This is a genomic window from Chitinophaga pinensis DSM 2588 (assembly GCF_000024005.1).
Taxonomy (GTDB): Bacteria; Bacteroidota; Bacteroidia; order Chitinophagales; family Chitinophagaceae; genus Chitinophaga; species Chitinophaga pinensis.
Genome location: NC_013132.1, coordinates 2186388 through 2205898 on the forward strand (window position 1 = coordinate 2186388; position 19511 = coordinate 2205898).

General features: G+C 46.8%; 9 protein-coding genes. All 9 read left to right on the forward strand.

Annotated elements, in window-relative coordinates:
* Positions 1-457: 457 nt before the first annotated feature.
* Positions 458-3634, forward strand: coding sequence for a SusC/RagA family TonB-linked outer membrane protein (locus CPIN_RS09060; RefSeq protein WP_012789472.1), 3177 nt, complete (start codon positions 458-460; stop codon positions 3632-3634).
* An 11-nt stretch (positions 3635-3645) separates the two neighbouring features.
* Positions 3646-5409, forward strand: coding sequence for a RagB/SusD family nutrient uptake outer membrane protein (locus tag CPIN_RS09065; RefSeq protein ID WP_012789473.1), 1764 nt, complete (start codon positions 3646-3648; stop codon positions 5407-5409).
* Positions 5410-5472: 63 nt separating this feature from the next.
* A complete protein-coding gene (locus CPIN_RS09070) occupies positions 5473-7578 on the forward strand; it encodes a DUF3826 domain-containing protein (RefSeq protein WP_012789474.1) in 2106 nt (701 codons plus the stop codon).
* On the forward strand, positions 7571-10663 hold the full coding sequence (locus tag CPIN_RS09075; RefSeq protein WP_012789475.1) for a DUF6298 domain-containing protein: 3093 nt from the start codon (positions 7571-7573) through the stop codon (positions 10661-10663). The genes CPIN_RS09070 and CPIN_RS09075 overlap by 8 nt, the downstream gene beginning before the upstream one ends.
* Positions 10664-10673: 10 nt before the next feature.
* Positions 10674-12077, forward strand: coding sequence for a glycoside hydrolase family 140 protein (locus tag CPIN_RS09080; protein ID WP_012789476.1), 1404 nt, complete (start codon positions 10674-10676; stop codon positions 12075-12077).
* A 16-nt stretch (positions 12078-12093) separates the two neighbouring features.
* Entirely contained in the window at positions 12094-12996 is a 903-nt protein-coding gene (locus CPIN_RS09085; RefSeq protein WP_012789477.1) for a glycoside hydrolase family 43 protein, read from the forward strand.
* Positions 12997-13001: 5 nt separating this feature from the next.
* The gene (locus CPIN_RS09090; RefSeq protein ID WP_222838191.1) at positions 13002-14834 is read left to right on the forward strand and encodes an exo-alpha-sialidase; all 1833 of its coding nucleotides are present in this window, start codon (positions 13002-13004) and stop codon (positions 14832-14834) included.
* A complete protein-coding gene (locus CPIN_RS09095) occupies positions 14834-18589 on the forward strand; it encodes a family 78 glycoside hydrolase catalytic domain (protein ID WP_012789479.1) in 3756 nt (1251 codons plus the stop codon). Before CPIN_RS09090 ends, CPIN_RS09095 begins: the two co-directional genes overlap by 1 nt.
* Positions 18586-19479 carry a sugar phosphate isomerase/epimerase family protein gene (locus tag CPIN_RS09100; protein ID WP_044221158.1) on the forward strand — a complete coding sequence of 298 codons (894 nt, stop codon included), beginning with the start codon at positions 18586-18588 and terminating at the stop codon, positions 19477-19479. Before CPIN_RS09095 ends, CPIN_RS09100 begins: the two co-directional genes overlap by 4 nt.
* Positions 19480-19511: the final 32 nt, after the last annotated feature.

Sequence of the window (19511 nt, forward strand, 5' to 3'; positions counted from 1 at the left end):
TCCGCTCCGGATAAGGATGTACCGCTCATGTCCGGAGATAACATACTACCTGCCACATACCCTGCAAATACCATCCGCCAGTTCCGGCAACGATTGCGTAAATAAAAAGTAAGAGAAGTAAATAATTCTGTAGCTTGTCGGAAATTAGTGTCACTACGACACTGTAGATAAATAGCTATAAACGATTCCATGGTTGTGCAGGGGGGGCTGTAGCTCAAAGACTGGTCCAGTACATATTGTCAAGTGCTTCGGTGAAGGTAAGATAGACTTAAAAATTCCTTTGGTATGAAAAATTTTGTATTCCACCACCTGATCGCGCAAAAGACCTTTTGCCATCGATTATGGCAATACCGTTTCCTGAATTAAGGATACCATTACTAGTAATTCCACAATTAAAGCAGCATTTCGTTATGCCAACCGCTTAATACGTGCTGTATTTCAGCAAAAAAATCAGCTGATGAAAGACTTTTTATTCCACAAGAAACTGTTATTGCCCGGAGCCTTGTTGTTACAAATGATGGCATCCGCACAGCAACTGGCCGTTAATAATTCCAACGCAACGCCGCCGGCCATTGCTCAGGCAAAAGAAATTATCCTCAAGGGAAAAGTAATAGGGACAGAAGAAGGTACCGGCCTGCCCGGAGTAGTTGTACGTGTAAAAGTCGGCAACAAAGGGACTACCACTATGCCTGACGGCTCCTATACACTCAAGGTACACGAGAATTCAACCATCGTCGTATCCCTGATCGGATATGTTACACAGGAGATCCCTGTTAACAAAAAAGAGAATATCACTGTTTATCTGGCCAAGGATGTGAAAGCCCTGACAGAAACAGTTATCATTGGTTATGGTACACAGAAACGCGCCAATGTACTCGGTGCTGTTGCTGCCGTGAATGCCAGTGATATTGAAGACCTGCCGGTAGCCAATCTGGCAACTGCCCTGCAGAACAAAGTACCTGGTGTGTCAGTGGCGCAATCTTCTGGTCGGCCGGGTTCCTCTACCAGTCTGACCATCCGTAATCCGGTGACCTGGGCTGCAACTGGCTCCTCTATTGATCCATTGTATGTAATCGACGGTTTCCAGCTGACAAAACAGGATTTTGACAACCTGGATGCTACCCAGATAGAAAGCATTACTTTCCTGAAAGACGCGGCTGCTTCGATCTATGGCGCCCGTGGTGCGAATGGTGTGGTACTGGTAAAAACCAAAATGGGCCGCCCGGGTAAACCCCGTATCAGCTATTCAGGTTCGCATGGTATTTCTTCCGCTACCTATATTCCGGAGATGCTGACGGCTCACGATCATGCTGTGCTGTTGAATAATAAGTATACTGCGCTGAAAGACGCGAATACAAATAAATTCTATACACCGCAGGAGCTGGAATATCTGCAAACGCATAACAACAACTGGATTGACAATGTATGGAAAAGCTCTCACCTGAGCCGTCATACTATCAATGTCAGCGGTGGTACAGAAAGAATTACCTTCTTCGCAGGTGGCAACTACTATTCAGAAGATGGTAACGTCGGCGATCTGAATGCGACCAAATATGGTCTGCGTATGGGACTCAATACCAAGATCACCGACAACCTGACCGCTACGATCTCGTTTGCAACAGATAATTCAAAGATCAATCGTCCTACGCCCAAAACAGTGCAGTCCGGCCTGACTGAACAGTCCGACCAGATGAGTGCTACCGTAAGCGCCCTTTTGCTGACACCGGGATGGGTACCGATGTATATCGACGACAGGCCTGTATTTTCATCCGTACCAGGATGGCATCCGGGAGAACTGGTAAAAACAGGTAGTTACAGCCGCTCCCGTACACAGGGACAGACGATCAATGCGGCCCTGGAATATAAACTGCCGGCTGTGGAAGGCTTGTCTTTCCGTGTGCAATATGCACGTAGTAACAGGAATAACTTTGGTAAAGAATTCTATGTGCCTTATTCCCTGTACAACTTCGTAAAAGAAGGTACACATGAGACGACACAGAATGTGATGTTTACCAATCAGCTGACTACCAACAATCCGACTACCCTGATCAAGAACGGTAACCTGATGACGGAATCTTATGGTAGTTCTTCCAGTTATCAGCTGAATGAGGCCATCAACTATGCCCGCAGCTTCGGTAAACATGATATAGCGGTAGTACTCGTAGCAGAACAGAGCGAATCTTCTTCTGACGCATTTGATACCCGCCGTGAGCAGGTCGTAATACCAGGTATCGATGAACTGTTTGCTTTCAGCCAGGACAAAAGTTTTTATGATAACTCTGGGTCTTCCGGAGAAACAGGCAGGATGAGTTATGTCAGCCGTATCAATTATGCCTTTAACGACCGGTACCTGCTGGAAGCGACCTTCCGTGCAGATGCCTCTCCTAACTTCCCGAAAAACTCAAGATGGGGTTATTTCCCTTCTGTAGCGGTTGGTTGGAGAGTGTCCCAGGAGAAATTCTTCCATGATAATGTGAAATTTATCAACGACCTGAAGATCCGTTTCCAGGTTGGTCTTACTGGTAACGATGCGGTGAAGAACTACCAGTACAAAGAGCGTTATACACAAACCACCGGTATGCTGTTTGGTAACACGATGACCAGCGGTTTGAATAACAATGATATTCCTAACAGTAGTATTACCTGGGAGAAAGCCCTGTATAAGAACCTGGGTTTTGATGGTAGTTTCTTTGACCGCCGCTTCGATTTCGCCATTGACCTCTATCACCGTTATAACTATGACATGCTGATGCAACCAAGCAATACAGTGCCTACCAGTTTTGGCGGTGGTATTGCTGATCAGAACTATGGTCGTCTGAAGTCATATGGTATAGAAGCAGGACTGACTTACAACGGCAAAATCGGCAAAGAGTTCAAGTACTACACCACCGTCAACTTCGGTATCAGTGATAATAAAGTGATCCGCAAATACTACGGCGCTGGCGATACTGCCTGGAGAAACCCGATCGGTCGTAGAACCGACAGCGGACTGGAAGGATACAAAGCGGTAGGTATGCTGCGCACACAGGCAGATGTCGATGCATTGCTGGCTAAAAATCCAGACTGGACGATTGATGGCGAAAAGCCGATTCCCGGATACATGAATTATGAAGATATCAATAGCGATGGTAAGATCAATGAAATGGATAAGACCCGCATTGCACCAAGAGGTAGCAGTCTCTTTGGTGTAGGCTTCAACCTGGGCGCATCCTGGAGATCTTTCAAGTTCAGTGTGAACATGTCGCTGCAGGTAGGTGGTCAGACGGTATATGATAAGACAGCAAGAACACCGGCGAATGAAAACCAGCGTGCACTGGCTATCTGGAAAGATTCCTGGTCACCGGAGAATCCAAATGCGAAGTATCCGCTGATCAATGCACCACTGATCAAAGAAATATCCGATATCTGGATGGTAAGCGCAACCACTATGAGAGTGAACAACATGATGTTGTCTTATGGTCTTCCGCAGAACCTGGCCTCCCGCTGGAAAATACCTGACCTGCGTGTGTTTGTGACAGGTACGAATCTGTGGTCTATTATCAACCATCAGTCTTACAAAGATCCGGCTACCAACCTGGCAGTAGATTATCCTGCCCTGCGTACCTACACTTTTGGCCTGAATGTAAGTCTCTAAATTATTAAGCCATGCGAAAATTATTCAGCTATATATTACTGACCGTCAGTCTGACCGCGTGCTCAGATATACTTGATAAGACAGACCTGACAGGGATTGACGAGCGTACATGGGATAATGAATCTACCGCTACACTGTACCTGAACAGGGTATATGATCTGTCAATGCCTACATGGCCTAATCTGGCCAGCGCTGCGACACTGCCCACCGCTATTCATGATATCTCCGATGATTATAATGGCGGCGATCAGAAGATCTGGTATGGTACTTTGTCTGTGGATAACATCACAGATTTCTTTGGTGGAAATGCGTCCAATAATGTGTGGGCTTATATCCGTAAAACCAATATCCTGCTGACAGAAATCGAGAAAGGACCTTTGCCGCAGGATGTTAAAACAAAGATCAAATCACAGGCGTATTTCCTGAGAGGATGGTTATATTTCCAGTTGATCAAGCTGTATGGCGGTGTGCCTTACATCAGTCATCCGCAGGACTGGGTAACAGAAAACCTGTTCGTTACCAGGAATAAAACTTCTGAATGTATTGACTCCATTGCCAGGGATTTTGATATGGCGACCGCTTTACCGGGTAACTGGGGTACTGCCGATAAGGGCAGGATCACCCGTGGCGCGGCATTAGGTGTAAAAGGCCGTATGCTGTTATATTGGGCAAGTCCGCAGTTTAACCCGAATAACGACCCTGCACGCTGGGAAAGGGCTTATAAAGCCAACAGAGCAGCATATGATACACTGGTGTTGGATGGCTACGGATTGTTCTCTAACTATGCGAACATCTGGCTGGATGAAGGAACAGGTAACAAGGAAGTGATCCTGCTTCGTTCGTTTGACGGTGCTACCAAGGCCAGCACCTTTGATGATGCTGCCCGTCCGAACTCTGAGTCAAATGGTGGCGGAGGATCTTATCAGCCTACCCTTGAACTGGTGAATACGTACCCTACAATAGACGGTTTACCGATCACGGATCCTAATTCCGGTTATGATCCTGTATATTACTGGAAGAACCGTGATCCTCGTTTTGATGCCACTATTGCCTACAATGGCTGTATATGGCCGCTGAGTAATAAAACAGGGCGTAAGCAGTGGAACTATGTTGGGGTAACTGAAGACAAAAACAAACCTACTGCAACAGGTTTCTATTGCCGTAAAAATGTCAATACATCTATCATCAAGGATAACACCAAGCTGGGTAAGACCGACTGGATCGAAATGCGTTTCGCAGAAGTAATGCTGAACCTGGCGGAGTGTGCCAATGCCACCGGCCGTACACAGGAGGCTTACGACATGCTGACTGCTATCCGTAAGAGAGCTGGTATCCGTCCGGGTGAAGGTGGTACCTACGGCCTGAAACAAGGTATGTCCAGGGATGAAATGTTTGAGACGATTATGAACGAGCGCCGTATCGAACTGGCATTCGAAGGCAAACGTTATGATGACCTGCGCCGTAATAAACTGTTTGATAAACTGAACGGTAAGAAACGTTCCATCCTGAAGATCACTATCAATGCACCTTATACGGTGGCCGATCTGGAAAAACCAGACGCGACCGGTATTCCGCTGCGTGATAAACTGGATCTGAACGGACCGGATTATACAACGTATTTTACAGCTACAGTTGATGTGCTGGATACGCAGAAGCCGATCAACTATCCGTCCAACTATTATTTTTACGCCATTCCTACTACCAATATTACCAGGAACCCAAGTCTTGTACAGACGACAGGCTGGACGAGTGGCGGCTTTAATCCATTAGACTAAAAATTATAATAGCATACCATTATCTCTGGACTGTTGAAGTTCATAGACCATTAAACTACTCGCATGAAACATTATCTCGCCGGAACGTTGCTTATTGCTGCCCTTGGAGGGGCGCAGGGTGCTTATGCCCAGTATCCGACCATACCAAAGGCTGTACAGGAAGTCAGTGACTCACTGATGGAAGGCGCTAAAAGACGTTCAGATGCTGCATGGGAAAAAGCATTGCCTATCGTAAAAGAGGAAGCCCGTCAGGGGAAACCTTATATTCCATTTGCTTCCCGGCCAACTGACCTGCCACAGGCACAGATCCCTGCTTTCCCTGGTGCGGAAGGTGGTGGCGCTTATACCTTCGGTGGAAGAGGCGGAAAGGTCTTTGTGGTGACCAGCCTGGAAGACAGCGGTCCTGGTACTTTACGTGATGCCTGTGAGGCTGGTGGCGCCCGTACCATCGTATTTAACGTAGCAGGTATCATTCACCTGAAAACGCCGATTATCCTGATGGCGCCTTATATCACCATTGCCGGACAAACCGCGCCTGGTGATGGTGTCTGCGTAGCAGGAGAGTCTTTCTGGATCAATACACATGACGTCGTGATCCGTTATATGCGTTTCCGCCGTGGTGAAACAACGGTAGGTCGCAGGGATGATGCATTGGGTGGTAACCCGATCGGGAACATCATTATCGACCATTGCTCTACCAGCTGGGGATTAGATGAGAATATTTCCCTCTATCGTCACATGTACAATCCGGGTACCGGTTACGCAGAAGAAAAGCTGCCTACGGTGAATATCACTATCCAGAATACGATCTCTTCTGAAGCGCTGGATACTTACAACCATGCATTCGGCAGTACACTTGGCGGAGAAAACTGTTCCTTCATGCGCAACCTCTGGGCATGTAATGCCGGTCGTAACCCATCTGTCGGTTGGTACAGCATCTTCAACTTTGTGAATAACGTAGTGTTTAACTGGAAACATCGTACCGTAGACGGTGGCGATTACCGTTCACAGTTCAATATTGTGAATAACTACTTCAAACCAGGTCCGATCACACCTAAAGACGATGCGGTAGGTCACAGGATACTGAAACCGGAATCAGGTCGTAGTAAACTGAAATACCGTGAATTTGGCAGGGCTTATGTGAATGGCAATATCATGGAAGGTTATCCAAAGATCACTGCCAACAACTGGGATGGTGGTGTGCAGATAGAAGACATGGATAATGCGGGTGAGTACGAAAAAGATATGCGTGTGAGCAGTCCGCTACCGATGCCACGTATGATGATCATGTCAGCGAAGGACGCTTATCAGTACGTACTGGATAATGCAGGCGCTACATTGCCGGTGCGTGATGCCGTAGATACAAGAGTGATCGAGCAGGTAAGGACAGGAAAAATTCAATACAAGGATAAAACAGATTCAAAGATCGGTAGTGAATATATCAAACGCCGTCTGAGCCCGGATTCCTATAAGGAAGGTATTATCTACGATATCGCTCAGGTAGGCGGTTATCCTGAATACAAGGGCAAACCATACAAAGACAGCGATGGTGATGGTATTCCTGATGAATGGGAAACCCGTCATAAAATGAATCCGAAAGATCCGAAAGATGCGGTACTGGATAGCAATGGCGATGGATATACCAATATCGAAGACTTCCTGAACGATATCAAAGGCGATAAGAAAAGCTACCAGATGATCGTAACAGAACGTGCATCTAAAATAGTATCTACACTGGATCTCCGTGATGCGGGTAAAACTATACAGGTGCAGGATATCATTGCACAGCAATATGTTGATCTGCATGACCTGGATGAAAAGAAAGATACTACACAGATTCACCAGCTGCATGAGCGTTATCTGTCAAAGCTTTCTTCCGTACTGAGTACTGAACAGGTTACACGTGTGAAAGACGGGATGACTTATGGTGTTATGCCCAACACGTACAACGCTTATCTGGAAATGTTGCCACAGCTGACTAAAAAACAACAGCAGCAGATTAAAATATGGCTGGAAGAAGCACGTGAGAAAGCAATGGATGCAGGTTCTTCAGAACAGAAACATGCCTGGTTTGGAAAATATAAAGGACGTATCAATAACTACCTGTCATCAGCAGGTATCGACATGAAAAAGGCGGAAGCCGAATGGAAGAAACGTAGGAATGACTAAGCGATTATTAACAATATGTGTTGCCTGCTGGCTGCCTTTACTGGCAGCCGCACAGGCAAAGAAAACAAAAGCGCCTTTACCTCCTGTATCATGGGAAAAAGGACAGCTGGCGTATCAGCCGGATGAAAAAGGGAATCGTGTTCCTGATTTTTCCTGGTGTGGATATATGGCCGGCGAACAAGCATTGCCCCTGACCCCTATAAGGGTCAGGGTGCCTGTTATGAAGGGGGATGCGACCGCTACCATACAGGCGGCGCTGGACTATGTAGCGTCCTTACCATTGAAAGAGGGTGTACGTGGCGCTGTATTGCTGGATAAAGGCACTTTTGAAATCAGCGGTAGCCTGCGGATCAATGCGTCAGGTGTCGTGTTGAGAGGAAGCGGCGACAGTACGGTATTACTGGCGACAGGCTATAGTCGTGCGATACTCATACATGTCAGCGGTCGTAATGATAAACAGCTGTCTCCTGCTGTAAAAATCACTGATGCTTATGTGCCTGTCAACAGCCATGTTGTACACATACCAGCAGGTGTATCATTGCAGGAAGGAGACGAAGTGGAGATAGTACGTCCCTGTACGCCTTCCTGGATACAACAACTGGGGACGGCCCATTTTGGCGGTGGTATAACTGCCCTGGGCTGGAAACCGGGAGATAGAGAAATACACTGGTCACGTAAGGTGATGAAAGTAACAGGAAATACAGTTACCCTGGATGTTCCGCTTACCAATGCACTGGATACTGCTTATGGCAGTGCAACCATTGCGGCATATAAATGGCCCGGATTGATTACACAGACAGGTGTGGAAAACCTGCATTGCCGTTCAGTCTTTGATGCTGCCAATCCGAAGGATGAAGATCATTGCTGGACAGCCATCGCAATAGAAAATGCCACAGATGCCTGGGTAAGACAGGTCAGTTTTGAGCACTTTGCCGGTTCTGCAGTAGCAGTGCTGGAAACAGCCCGCAGGGTGACCGTAGAAGATTGTATATCAACAGCACCGGTCTCAGAGATCGGTGGACAACGCCGGTATACCTTCTTTACTGCTGGTCAGCAGACTTTGTTCCAGCGTAACTACGCACAGTACGGTTATCATGATTTTGCTGCCGGTTTTTGTGCAGCAGGTCCGAATGCTTTTGTACAGTGTATGTCTGATATGCCCTACAGTTTCAGTGGTGCGATTGATAGCTGGGCGACTGGTCTATTGCTGGATAATGTAATTGTTAACGGTCAGACTTTAGGTTTTCCCAACCGTGGTCAGGACGGACAGGGAGCAGGATGGACCGCTGCGAATAGCGTACTATGGCAATGTGCGGCTGCACGAATAGACTGTTATCGTCCACCAAGCGCTAATAACTGGGCTTTCGGTGCATGGGCGCAGTTTGCAGGAGATGGTGAATGGTATGCTTCCAATGAATACATCCAGCCACGCAGTTTATACTATGCACAACTGTCCGCCCGCCTGGGTGATAAAGCTGCAGCACGTGCATACTTGTTACCGGAACTGGGAGACGCTTCCAGTAGTCCGACAGCTGATGTTGCTGCCGCATTGTCCCGACAATCTATGCAACCTGCCACTACTTTATACGAATGGATCGGTATGGCGGCAACCCGTACACCGATTCCTGTCAATGCCGACGGCGCACGTATACAGGCGCCTGTTAAACAGGCAGTATCAGCTGCGGTACCTGGTATGAAAGTCGTGAACGGATGGCTGGTGAATAATGGCGATGTGATGACAGGAGACCGTAGAGATGTATCCTGGTGGAGAGGGAATATCAGACCGGATGGAATACAGGAGGCTACGCCGCATATTACCCGTTATGTGCCGGGTAGAACAGGTACCGGACTGACAGATGATCTGGACTCCGTATCTGCCTGGATGAGCCGTAAACATATCGTAGCGATTGATCATAATTACGGACTATGGTATGAAAGAAGAAGAGATGATCATGAGCGGGTATTGCGACTGGATGGAGATGTATGGCCACCGTTTTATGAACAGCCTTTTGCGCGTAGCGGACAAGGAACAGCCTGGGAAGGATTGAGTAAATATGATCTGACGAAATATAACCGCTGGTATTGGTATCGGCTGCAACAGTTTGCCACACTGGCTGACAGGAACGGACAGGTATTAATCCATCAGCAATATTTTCAGCACAATATTATCGAGGCAGGTGCGCATTATGCGGACTTCCCCTGGCGGCCAGCCAACAATATCAACCAAACCGGATTTCCGGAGCCGCCACCTTATGCAGGTGGTAAGCGCATCTTTATGGCTGAACAGTTTTATGATACCACCAATGCTGTCAGAAATAAACTGCACCGTGCTTATATCCGTCAATGCCTGGACAATTTCAGCAATAACCATAATGTCATTCAGCTGATAGGGGCTGAGTTTACAGGTCCTTTGCATTTTGTGGATTTCTGGGCAGATGTGGTCAGGGGCTGGGAGCAGGAGAAGCAGCAACATTCTGTCATAGGATTAAGTACTACCAAAGATGTACAGGATGCTGTGCTGCAGGATGCACAGCGTGCGCCGGTAATCGATCTGATAGATATCCGTTATTGGCATTACCAGGAGAATGGAACTGTTTATGCACCACAGGGTGGACAGAATCTGGCTCCCCGTCAGCACGCACGTTTGCTGAAACCAAAACGTAGTAATGAGAAAGAAATCTATCGGGCAGTACGCGAATATCGCGATTTATATCCGGGTAAAGCCGTGATGTATTCTGCTGATAGTTATGATAAATACGGCTGGGCTGTATTCATGGCAGGAGGTTCTCTCGCCAGTATTCCATCCATAGCTGTTCCCGGTTTTCTGTCTGCCGCTGCGGGTATGCATCCGGCAGACATGCCGGGACTATGGGCACTGAGCAATAATCATGGTGATTATATCATCTACAATGCCGGTGCGGCCAATATAGATATTCCCGGCGCCACAGCTGCCTACAACGCTGTATGGATTGATGCCGTGAATGGCAGAACACTACTGAGTAAAAAGAATATTAAAGCCGGTACCGGCCATACTTTGTCAGCACCACAAGCAGGTGCACAGGTACTCTGGCTGATACGCAAATAAAGGATCTACTATGCTGAACAGGAATTGTATTGCGATGATCTCGTGCTGTCTGTTACTTTGTTTTACAACATTGACCCATGCACAACAGCGGCAATTATCACCTCTAAAGGTTGCTGCCAACGGGAGGTATTTTGAAACCAGTGATGGTAAACCCTTTTTCTGGTTAGGTGATACCGGTTGGTTGCTCTTCACCAGACTCACCCGCGAAGAGACAGAACAGTATCTCGATAACCGTAAACAGCAGGGCTTTAATGTTATTCAGGTGATGGTATTACCTGCAGTAACTGCTGCTAATATTTATGGCGACTCTGCACTGGTGGGAACCAATGTAGGTAAACCATTGACAACAAAGGGTAATCAGCCAACAGATCCCACACAATATGACTATTGGGACCATGTAGATTTTGTAGTCGCGAAAGCAGCGGAGAAAGGATTATACCTGGCCCTGGTACCGGTATGGGGTAGTCCGGTAAAGACCGGACTGGTAAAAGAAAAGGATGCAGTGACTTACGCTTCTTTCCTTGCCAGCCGGTATAAAAAGTATCCTAATATCATCTGGATGAATGGCGGTGATATCAAAGGCAGTGATTCCATGAATGTGTGGATGGCGATCGGAAATACCCTGCATAAACAAGATCCCGGACACCTGGTGACTTTCCATCCCCGTGGACGCACACAATCCTCCGACTGGTTTCATAACAGCTCCTGGCTGGCGTTTAATATGTTTCAGTCAGGGCACAGACGATATGATCAGGACACCACCAAAGGTGATAAAGCATACGGAGAAGACAACTGGAAATATGTAGCGGTCGACTATAATAGAAAACCGGTAAAACCTGTCATTGACGGAGAGCCTTCTTATGAAGGTATTCCACAAGGCTTGCACGATCCGGCAGAGCCCTTCTGGAAAGACAGCGACGTACGTCGTTATGGCTACTGGTCTGTATTCGCCGGAGCCTGTGGATATACTTATGGGCACAATGCAGTGATGCAGATGCATAAGCAGACAGACGGAAAAGGGGTATATGGCGTACGTGAATACTGGAAAGATGCCATTAATGCTCCGGGCGCAGGACAGATGCAATACCTGGAAAAGCTGATCTGTTCCCGCAACTATGCAACGCGCGTACCTGATCAGTCACTGGTGGCGGACAATGGTAAAGGCTATCAGCATTTGCTGGCTACCCGTGGAAAAGACTATGCATTTATCTATACCTATACGGGCAGGAACATTTCCGTAAATATGGGACATATCGCTGGTCGCCGCGTAAAAGCCGCCTGGTATGATCCCAGAAATGGTGAAACAAAAGAGATCGGCACATATCCCAATGAGAAGGGAACGGTGGTATTTGATCCGCCAGGTGAAGAGAAAGAAGGAAATGACTGGGTGCTGGTAATGGATAGTGTTAAATAGTGCTGTTGTGTACAACATGAAACGATTTGCTCTCTATATATCGATTATTCTGCTTGCGGCCTGCCGTAGTAACAAAGAAGTGTACATGTTCACTTCTTTTCATGAACCCGGCAAAGATGGTTTGCATTTCCTGTATAGTTACGATGGCTATAAATGGGATAGCCTTCGTGGCAGTTTCCTGCATCCCCGGACGGGAAAAGATAAGATCATGCGCGATCCCAGCATGGTGAAAGGACCTGATGGTACTTTCCACCTGGTATGGACGAGCAGCTGGAAAGGGGATAAAGGATTCGGTTATGCATCTTCAAAGGATCTGCAACACTGGACGCCGCAGCAGTTTATTCCTGTAATGGAACACGAGCCGCTAACTGTAAATGTCTGGGCGCCCGAGTTGTTCTATGACGATGTGGAAAAGCAGTTCATCATTATCTGGGCATCCTGTATACCAGGACGTTTTGAAAAAGGAATTGAAGCGGAGGATAATAACCACAGGATGTATTACACGACTACCAAAGACTTTAAAACATTCTCCCGGGCTAAGTTATTCCTCGATCCGGGTTTTAGTGTGATAGATGCTGTGATCGTACAAACAAGACCTCAGGCATACACACTGGTGTTGAAGGATAATACCCGTAATGAAAGAGATCTGAAAGTGGCTTTTGCTAAACATCCTTTAGGTCCTTATCAGGAGGTATCTGTACCATTTACCGGAAAACTGACAGAAGGGCCTACCGTGTTAAAAGCCGGAAAGGACTGGTTGATCTACTACGATGATTATGGCAATAAACGCTATGGGGCTGTTGCTACTACCGACTTCCATACGTTCAGAGATATCAATGCCAGCATCGTAATACCTGAAGGACATAAACATGGTACCGTGTTTAAAGTCCGCCGTAAAATATTGGATAAGCTCAAATGACGATTATGAGGATCACCGCAATGATATGTTTGTTATTGGCATCACTGACAGTTACTGCACAGGAAAGCATCCGCTATACGGGTAATACACTGGTGAATGTGGATTATCACCACGGACAATTACGTCCGGTAATGGGTGTGCATAATATACAGATTATGCGGGCCAACAGGGAGCATCCTGCACTTGGAGATGATATGGGCTGGACCTACAATCATGCGCCTATGCTTGCCTACTGGAATAAGCGCTTTTATGTGGAATACCTGAGTGATAAAGTAGGAGAAAGCATCCCTCCGGGACAAACCCTGCTATTATCATCTACCGATGGTTATCACTGGGATAAGCCGGTCGTATTATTCCCTCCCTATAAAATTCCGGATGGTACTACCAAACAAGGAAACCCGGGTGTAGCCAAAGACTTATTCGCAGTCATGCACCAGCGTATGGGATTCTATGTAGCTAAGAACAACAAGTTGCTGGCATTAGGTTTTTATGGTATCTGCCTGGATGCAAAAGATGATCCGAATGATGGGAATGGTATCGGAAGGGTAGTCAGGGAAATATTGCCGGATGGCAAATTCGGTCCTATCTATTTTATCCGTTATACAAAGAAATGGAACAAGAATAACACCATGTATCCGTTTTACACCAGCAGTAAAGACAAGGCGTTTGTTGCAGCCTGTAACGAACTGCTGGCTACTCCGCTGATGATGCAGCAGTGGAATGAAGAGGCTGACAGGGACGATCTATTGATTCCTCTACAGAAACAATACAAAGCATTCTGTTATTATCACCTGAAGGATGGTAAGGTGGTCGGACTGTGGAAAAATGCCTTAACTGCCATGAGCAAGGATGAAGGTCGTACCTGGAGTACGGTGGCACGGGCTCCTGGTTTTGTAAATGCCAATGCAAAGATCTGGGGGCAACGCACCAGTGACGGGCGATTTGCTACTGTGTATAACCCTTCAGAATATCGTTGGCCACTGGCATTATCAGTAAGCGAGGACGGTATTGACTATACCAATCTATTGCTGGTAAATGGAGAGATTACACCTATGCGTTATGGCGGTAATTATAAGTCTTATGGTCCGCAGTACGTAAGAGGGATTGAAGAAGGGAACGGAGTACCAGCGGATAGTAATCTGTGGGTCACCTACAGCATGAATAAAGAAGATATCTGGATATCAAAGATACCGGTGCCGGTTACAGATCAAGCGCCTGCACATGTGGATGAAGTATTTCCTTCATTAACTGCTGATAAGGCATTGAACTGCTGGAATATTTATAGTCCGCGTTGGGCGCCTGTAACACTTGGTAATACACCTGCTAAGGAGCAACAGCTGATCCTGGAAGACAAAGACCCTTTTGACTATGCTAAAGCGGAACGTTTATTTCCGGCTTCGCAAAAACTGGAAGTCGCTTTTACGTTAACACCTGCACAAAACAACTTTGGGATGTTACAGATAGAGTTGCAGGATGGGAAAGGTACAGCAGGTATCAGACTGGTATTTGATGCGGATAGTGTATTCAAAGCAAAGGCCGGTGCACGCTTTAAGCACTTTATGAAATATGCACCGGATAGTGTGTATAACATACGCCTGAATATTAACACAACGAATCGTTTCTATACGATCAATGTAAACGGAAAAGATGTACTGAACAGTCTTTTGTTTGCGCCTGTGGATAAAGTGGAAAGAATTGTATTCCGCACGGGTGAGCCAAGACATTTCCCGGATGCAGATACACCTGCAGATCAGGAGTATGATCTGGAACAGGCTGGTGAACAGGAAGCACATACGGCTAAATTCTATATCAGGTCTCTCAAAACATCACCATTGTAATGCGCTTTTATCTCTACATACTATTCTTTCTCGGATACATGCAGTCATTAAGAGCTGCTGCCCCTGTATCGCTTGCCAATCTCCGTTGTGAGATGTTGGTCAACCCACAGGGTATTGATGTCACACATCCCCGCTTTAGCTGGGAAATCAATGCCAGCGGCCGTAATGTGATGCAGGTCGCTTATCAGATCCAGGTGGCTGCTACACGGGAGAAGCTATTGGCCGATGAGGCAGATCTCTGGAACAGTGGTAAAGTAAGCGCCGGTACCAGTATTCATATTCCTTATGAGGGAAATACATTAGAAAGCCGGCAGCATTGTTACTGGCGGGTGCGTGTGTGGACAAATACCGGTGCTACTGAGTGGAGCGAGGTGAATGAATGGAGTATGGGTCTGTTGCAAACGACGGATTGGAAAGCCCGTTGGATAGGTGTGGATAAGGCGTTCCCCTGGGACAGTGCGCAATCGAAATTCTCCCGTTTGTCTGCCAGGTATTACCGGAAGTCCTTTCCTGTAAAACAACCGGTAAAAAGAGCTACGGTGTATATCGCCGGACTCGGACTATATGAGTTATACATCAATGGACAACGAACCGGTTCGGCTGTATTGTCACAAGCGCCTACAGACTACAGAAAGTCGGTAAAGTACAATACTTATGACGTTACCACCGCTGTACAACAGGGAGAAAATGTGATAGGAACGGTATTGGGGAATGGCAGGTATTTCATGATGCGTCAGAATTATAAGCCACATAAGATCACCACATTTGGTTATCCACGTTTATTGCTGCAACTCGAACTTGAATATGCAGATGGTAAAAAAGAAACCATCATCAGTGATGAAAAATGGAAACTGACTGCGGATGGTCCTGTGCGTACCAACAACGAATATGATGGGGAAGAGTATGACGCGAATAAAGAAATGCCGGGATGGAATAAGCAAGGGTTTAATGACCAGCAATGGTTAGCTGCGGCAATTGTGCCTGCACCAGCAGGTGCGTTACAGGCACAGATGAATGAACCGATGCGTATCGTAAAGAAACTGGCTCCTGTATCTGTTAGAGAAAAATCAGCAGGTGTGTATATCGTGGATATGGGGCAGAATATGGTAGGGTGGTTGCACATGAAGGTCAATGGCCGACAAGGGCAACAGGTGGTACTACGTTTTGCAGAAACCCTGAAAAATGATACCGCATTATATGTGGATAACTTGCGTGATGCGAAAGTAACGGATGTCTATACCCTGAAGGGTAAAGGAGCCGAAACCTGGTCGCCTTCATTTGTGTATCACGGCTTCCGCTATGCAGAGATCAGCGGTTATCCTGGTAAACTGGACATAGCTGATCTTGAAGGACAGGTCATCAGTGATGATCTCAGTGCTACAGGCACCTTTGAAACGGCTGATCCAACGATCAATAGTATTTATAAAAACGCTTACTGGGGTATCATCGGTAACTATAAAGGGATGCCAATAGATTGTCCGCAGAGAAATGAACGGATGCCCTGGCTGGGGGATCGTCCAACGGGTGCTTATGGAGAAAGTTTTCTGTTTGATAATGCAAAGTTGTATGCTAAATGGTTAGATGACATAGAACAGTCGCAGACTGCCGCCGGAGCCATTCCGGATGTAGCGCCGGCTTACTGGAACTATTATTCGGATAATATGACCTGGCCGGGTACCTACCTGATGATTGCTGATATGCTGTATCATCAGTATGGTGATCTGCAACCCATCAGAAAGCACTATGCTTCCATGAAGCGCTGGCTGGATTATATGTGTTCAAAATACCTGGTAGACGGTATTATGACCAAAGATAAATACGGTGATTGGTGCGTACCGCCGGAATCTAAGCAGCTGATTCATTCAAAGGATTCTTCCCGTATTACGGAAGGGACATTGTTATCCACCGCTTATTACTATCGTTATCTGCAGATGATGAGTCGTTTTGCCAGCTTGTTGGATCAACAGCAGGATGCAGCTGCTTTCAAAGCCTCCGCTGAGCTTATAAAAACAGCTTTCAACAAGCGTTTCTTCCACAATAGCTATTATGGTAACAATACCGTAACCGCCAATCTCCTGCCTTTGTCTTTTGACATGGTGCCTGCTGCTGATCGTAAACAGGTATTCACGCACATTGCTGACAGTACGCTGTTGAAATATGGTGGGCATATCAGCACAGGTGTGATCGGTACGCAATGGCTCATGCGTGGCTTAACAGCTGCTGGCCGTCCTGATCTTGCATATCTCATTGCTGCCGACAGGGATTATCCCGGATGGGGTTATATGGTTGCAAATGGCGCTACAACGATATGGGAGCTCTGGAATGGCAATACCGCCAATCCGGCGATGAATTCGCATAACCACGTCATGTTACTGGGCGATCTGTTGATATGGCTGTATGAAGATATTGCCGGTATTAAAAGCGACGGACCTGCATTTAGTCACCTGATCATGCGTCCTTCGCTGGTACCAGGTATGGACTATGCGAATGCCTCTTTTCATTCAATACATGGCATGGTGCGTAGCAGCTGGAGAAAAGCCGTGAATCAATTCAGCTGGAATATCAGTATCCCTGCGAATACGACAGCTACCATTTATGTGCCTGCATATGCGATCAGTGCGGTGAAAGAAAGTGGAATGCCGGTTTCCGGGAATAAGGATATCAGCTTCCTGCGGATGGAAGATGGTAAGGCGGTATTTAAAATCGGTTCAGGTGATTATACATTCAGCTCCGACCTGCAACAACCCTGGAAGAAAGGCATCGTAGAAGATGAATATATTTTTATGGATGCGCCTTTCCCGGAAAGTCATGCGGCTACTATTGCAGAGACAAGTGACGGTCTGGTGGCTGCCTGGTTTGGAGGCACAAAAGAAAGAAACCCAGATGTAGGTATATGGGTCAGTCGAAAGGAAGGTAATACATGGACTGCTCCGGTAGAAGTAGCAAATGGTATACTGTCAGATACTTTGCGGGTAGCCTGCTGGAATCCGGTATTATACCAGGTGCCTGGTGGTGAATTACACTTATACTATAAAACAGGTACAAAGGTCGCTACCTGGGTAGGTTGGATGCGTACTTCCAATGATGGCGGAAGGACATGGTCTGCCGCCAAAGCCTTACCGGAAGGTTTCCTTGGTCCGGTAAAGAACAAGCCTGTGCTGCTGGACAACGGTGAATTGCTTTGTCCGTCCAGTACAGAAGGCAGTGGCTGGAAAGTACATTTTGAATGTACCCCTGATAATGGTAAGACCTGGACCATGAGAGGGCCGATCAATGACGGTAAGACATTCAATACCATTCAGCCAAGTATTCTGACATATGGTAAAGGGAAACTACAGATACTGTGTCGTAGTAAGGAAGGCTCCGTCGTACAGTCATGGTCAACCGACAATGGCCGTACCTGGTCGCCCATGTCAGCCACTGAATTGCCTAACAATAACTCCGGTACTGATGCAGTGACACTGAAAGATGGTCGTCAGCTGATTGTGTATAACCATGTAAAAACACCAAAAGGAAAATCCAAAGGTGCGCGTACACCATTAAATGTTGCGATCTCTGAGGATGGTATACACTGGTCCGCGGCACTGGTACTGGAAGATTCTCCGGTGAGTCAATATTCTTATCCTTCCGTGATACAGACCGCAGACGGTTATGTACATATTGTATACACCTGGCGCAGACAGCGTATCAAACATGTGAAGATCGATCCGCGGGCGCTGGAACTGAAACCTATAAAAAACGAGCAATGGCCATGACAGCAACAACAAGCAGAAGACAGTTCATTGGCAATGCCGCCTTGCTGGCAGGCAGCCTGTTATTGCCTGATATATTGCTGGCGGCGGTAAAAAAAGAACCGCGTTATCGCATTGCAGTATGTGACTGGATGATCCTGAAAAGGCAGAAGCTCGGTGCTTTTCAGTTGACCAAGGATATTGGTGCAGATGGTGTGGAAGTGGATATGGGTGGACTGGGTAACCGGCCCACCTTTGACAGCAAACTGTCTGATCCTGCAGTAATAAAACAATTCCTGGATACCTCCAGGGAGCTGAATGTAGCGATCAGTTCTATTGCCATGTCCGGTTTTTATGCACAATCATTTGCGGAACGACCTGAATACGAAAAGATGGTGCAGGATTGTATCGATACGATGGTAGCAATGAAAGTGAAGATTGCTTTTCTTCCTTTGGGTGTTACCGGCGATCTGGTGAAACGTCCGGAGCTGCGTCCTGTTATCATACAACGTTTGAAAACAGTGGCTGTCCAGGCAGAAAAAGCAGGTGTGGTGATTGGTTTAGAGACAGCCTTACCCGCAGCAGAAGAAGCACAGTTACTCGATGAAGTGGGATCATCTGCTGTCAAAAGTTATTTCAATTTCTCCAACGCATTGCAGGCAGGCCGTAACCTGACAGATGAATTGAAGACGCTGGGTGCAAAGCGTATCTGCCAGATCCATTGTACGGATACAGATGGCGTATGGTTGCAGAACAATACGCGTATCAATATGAAGGAAGTAAAAAAGACATTGGATAAAATGCGCTGGAGCGGATGGCTGGTGATTGAGCGTTCCCGTGATGCCAATGACCCTCGTAATGTAAAGAAGAATTTCAGTGCCAATGCGGCTTATCTGAAATCTGTATTCCAGTGACCACTGACCTTATCTTGTTGTTATTCCAAGCT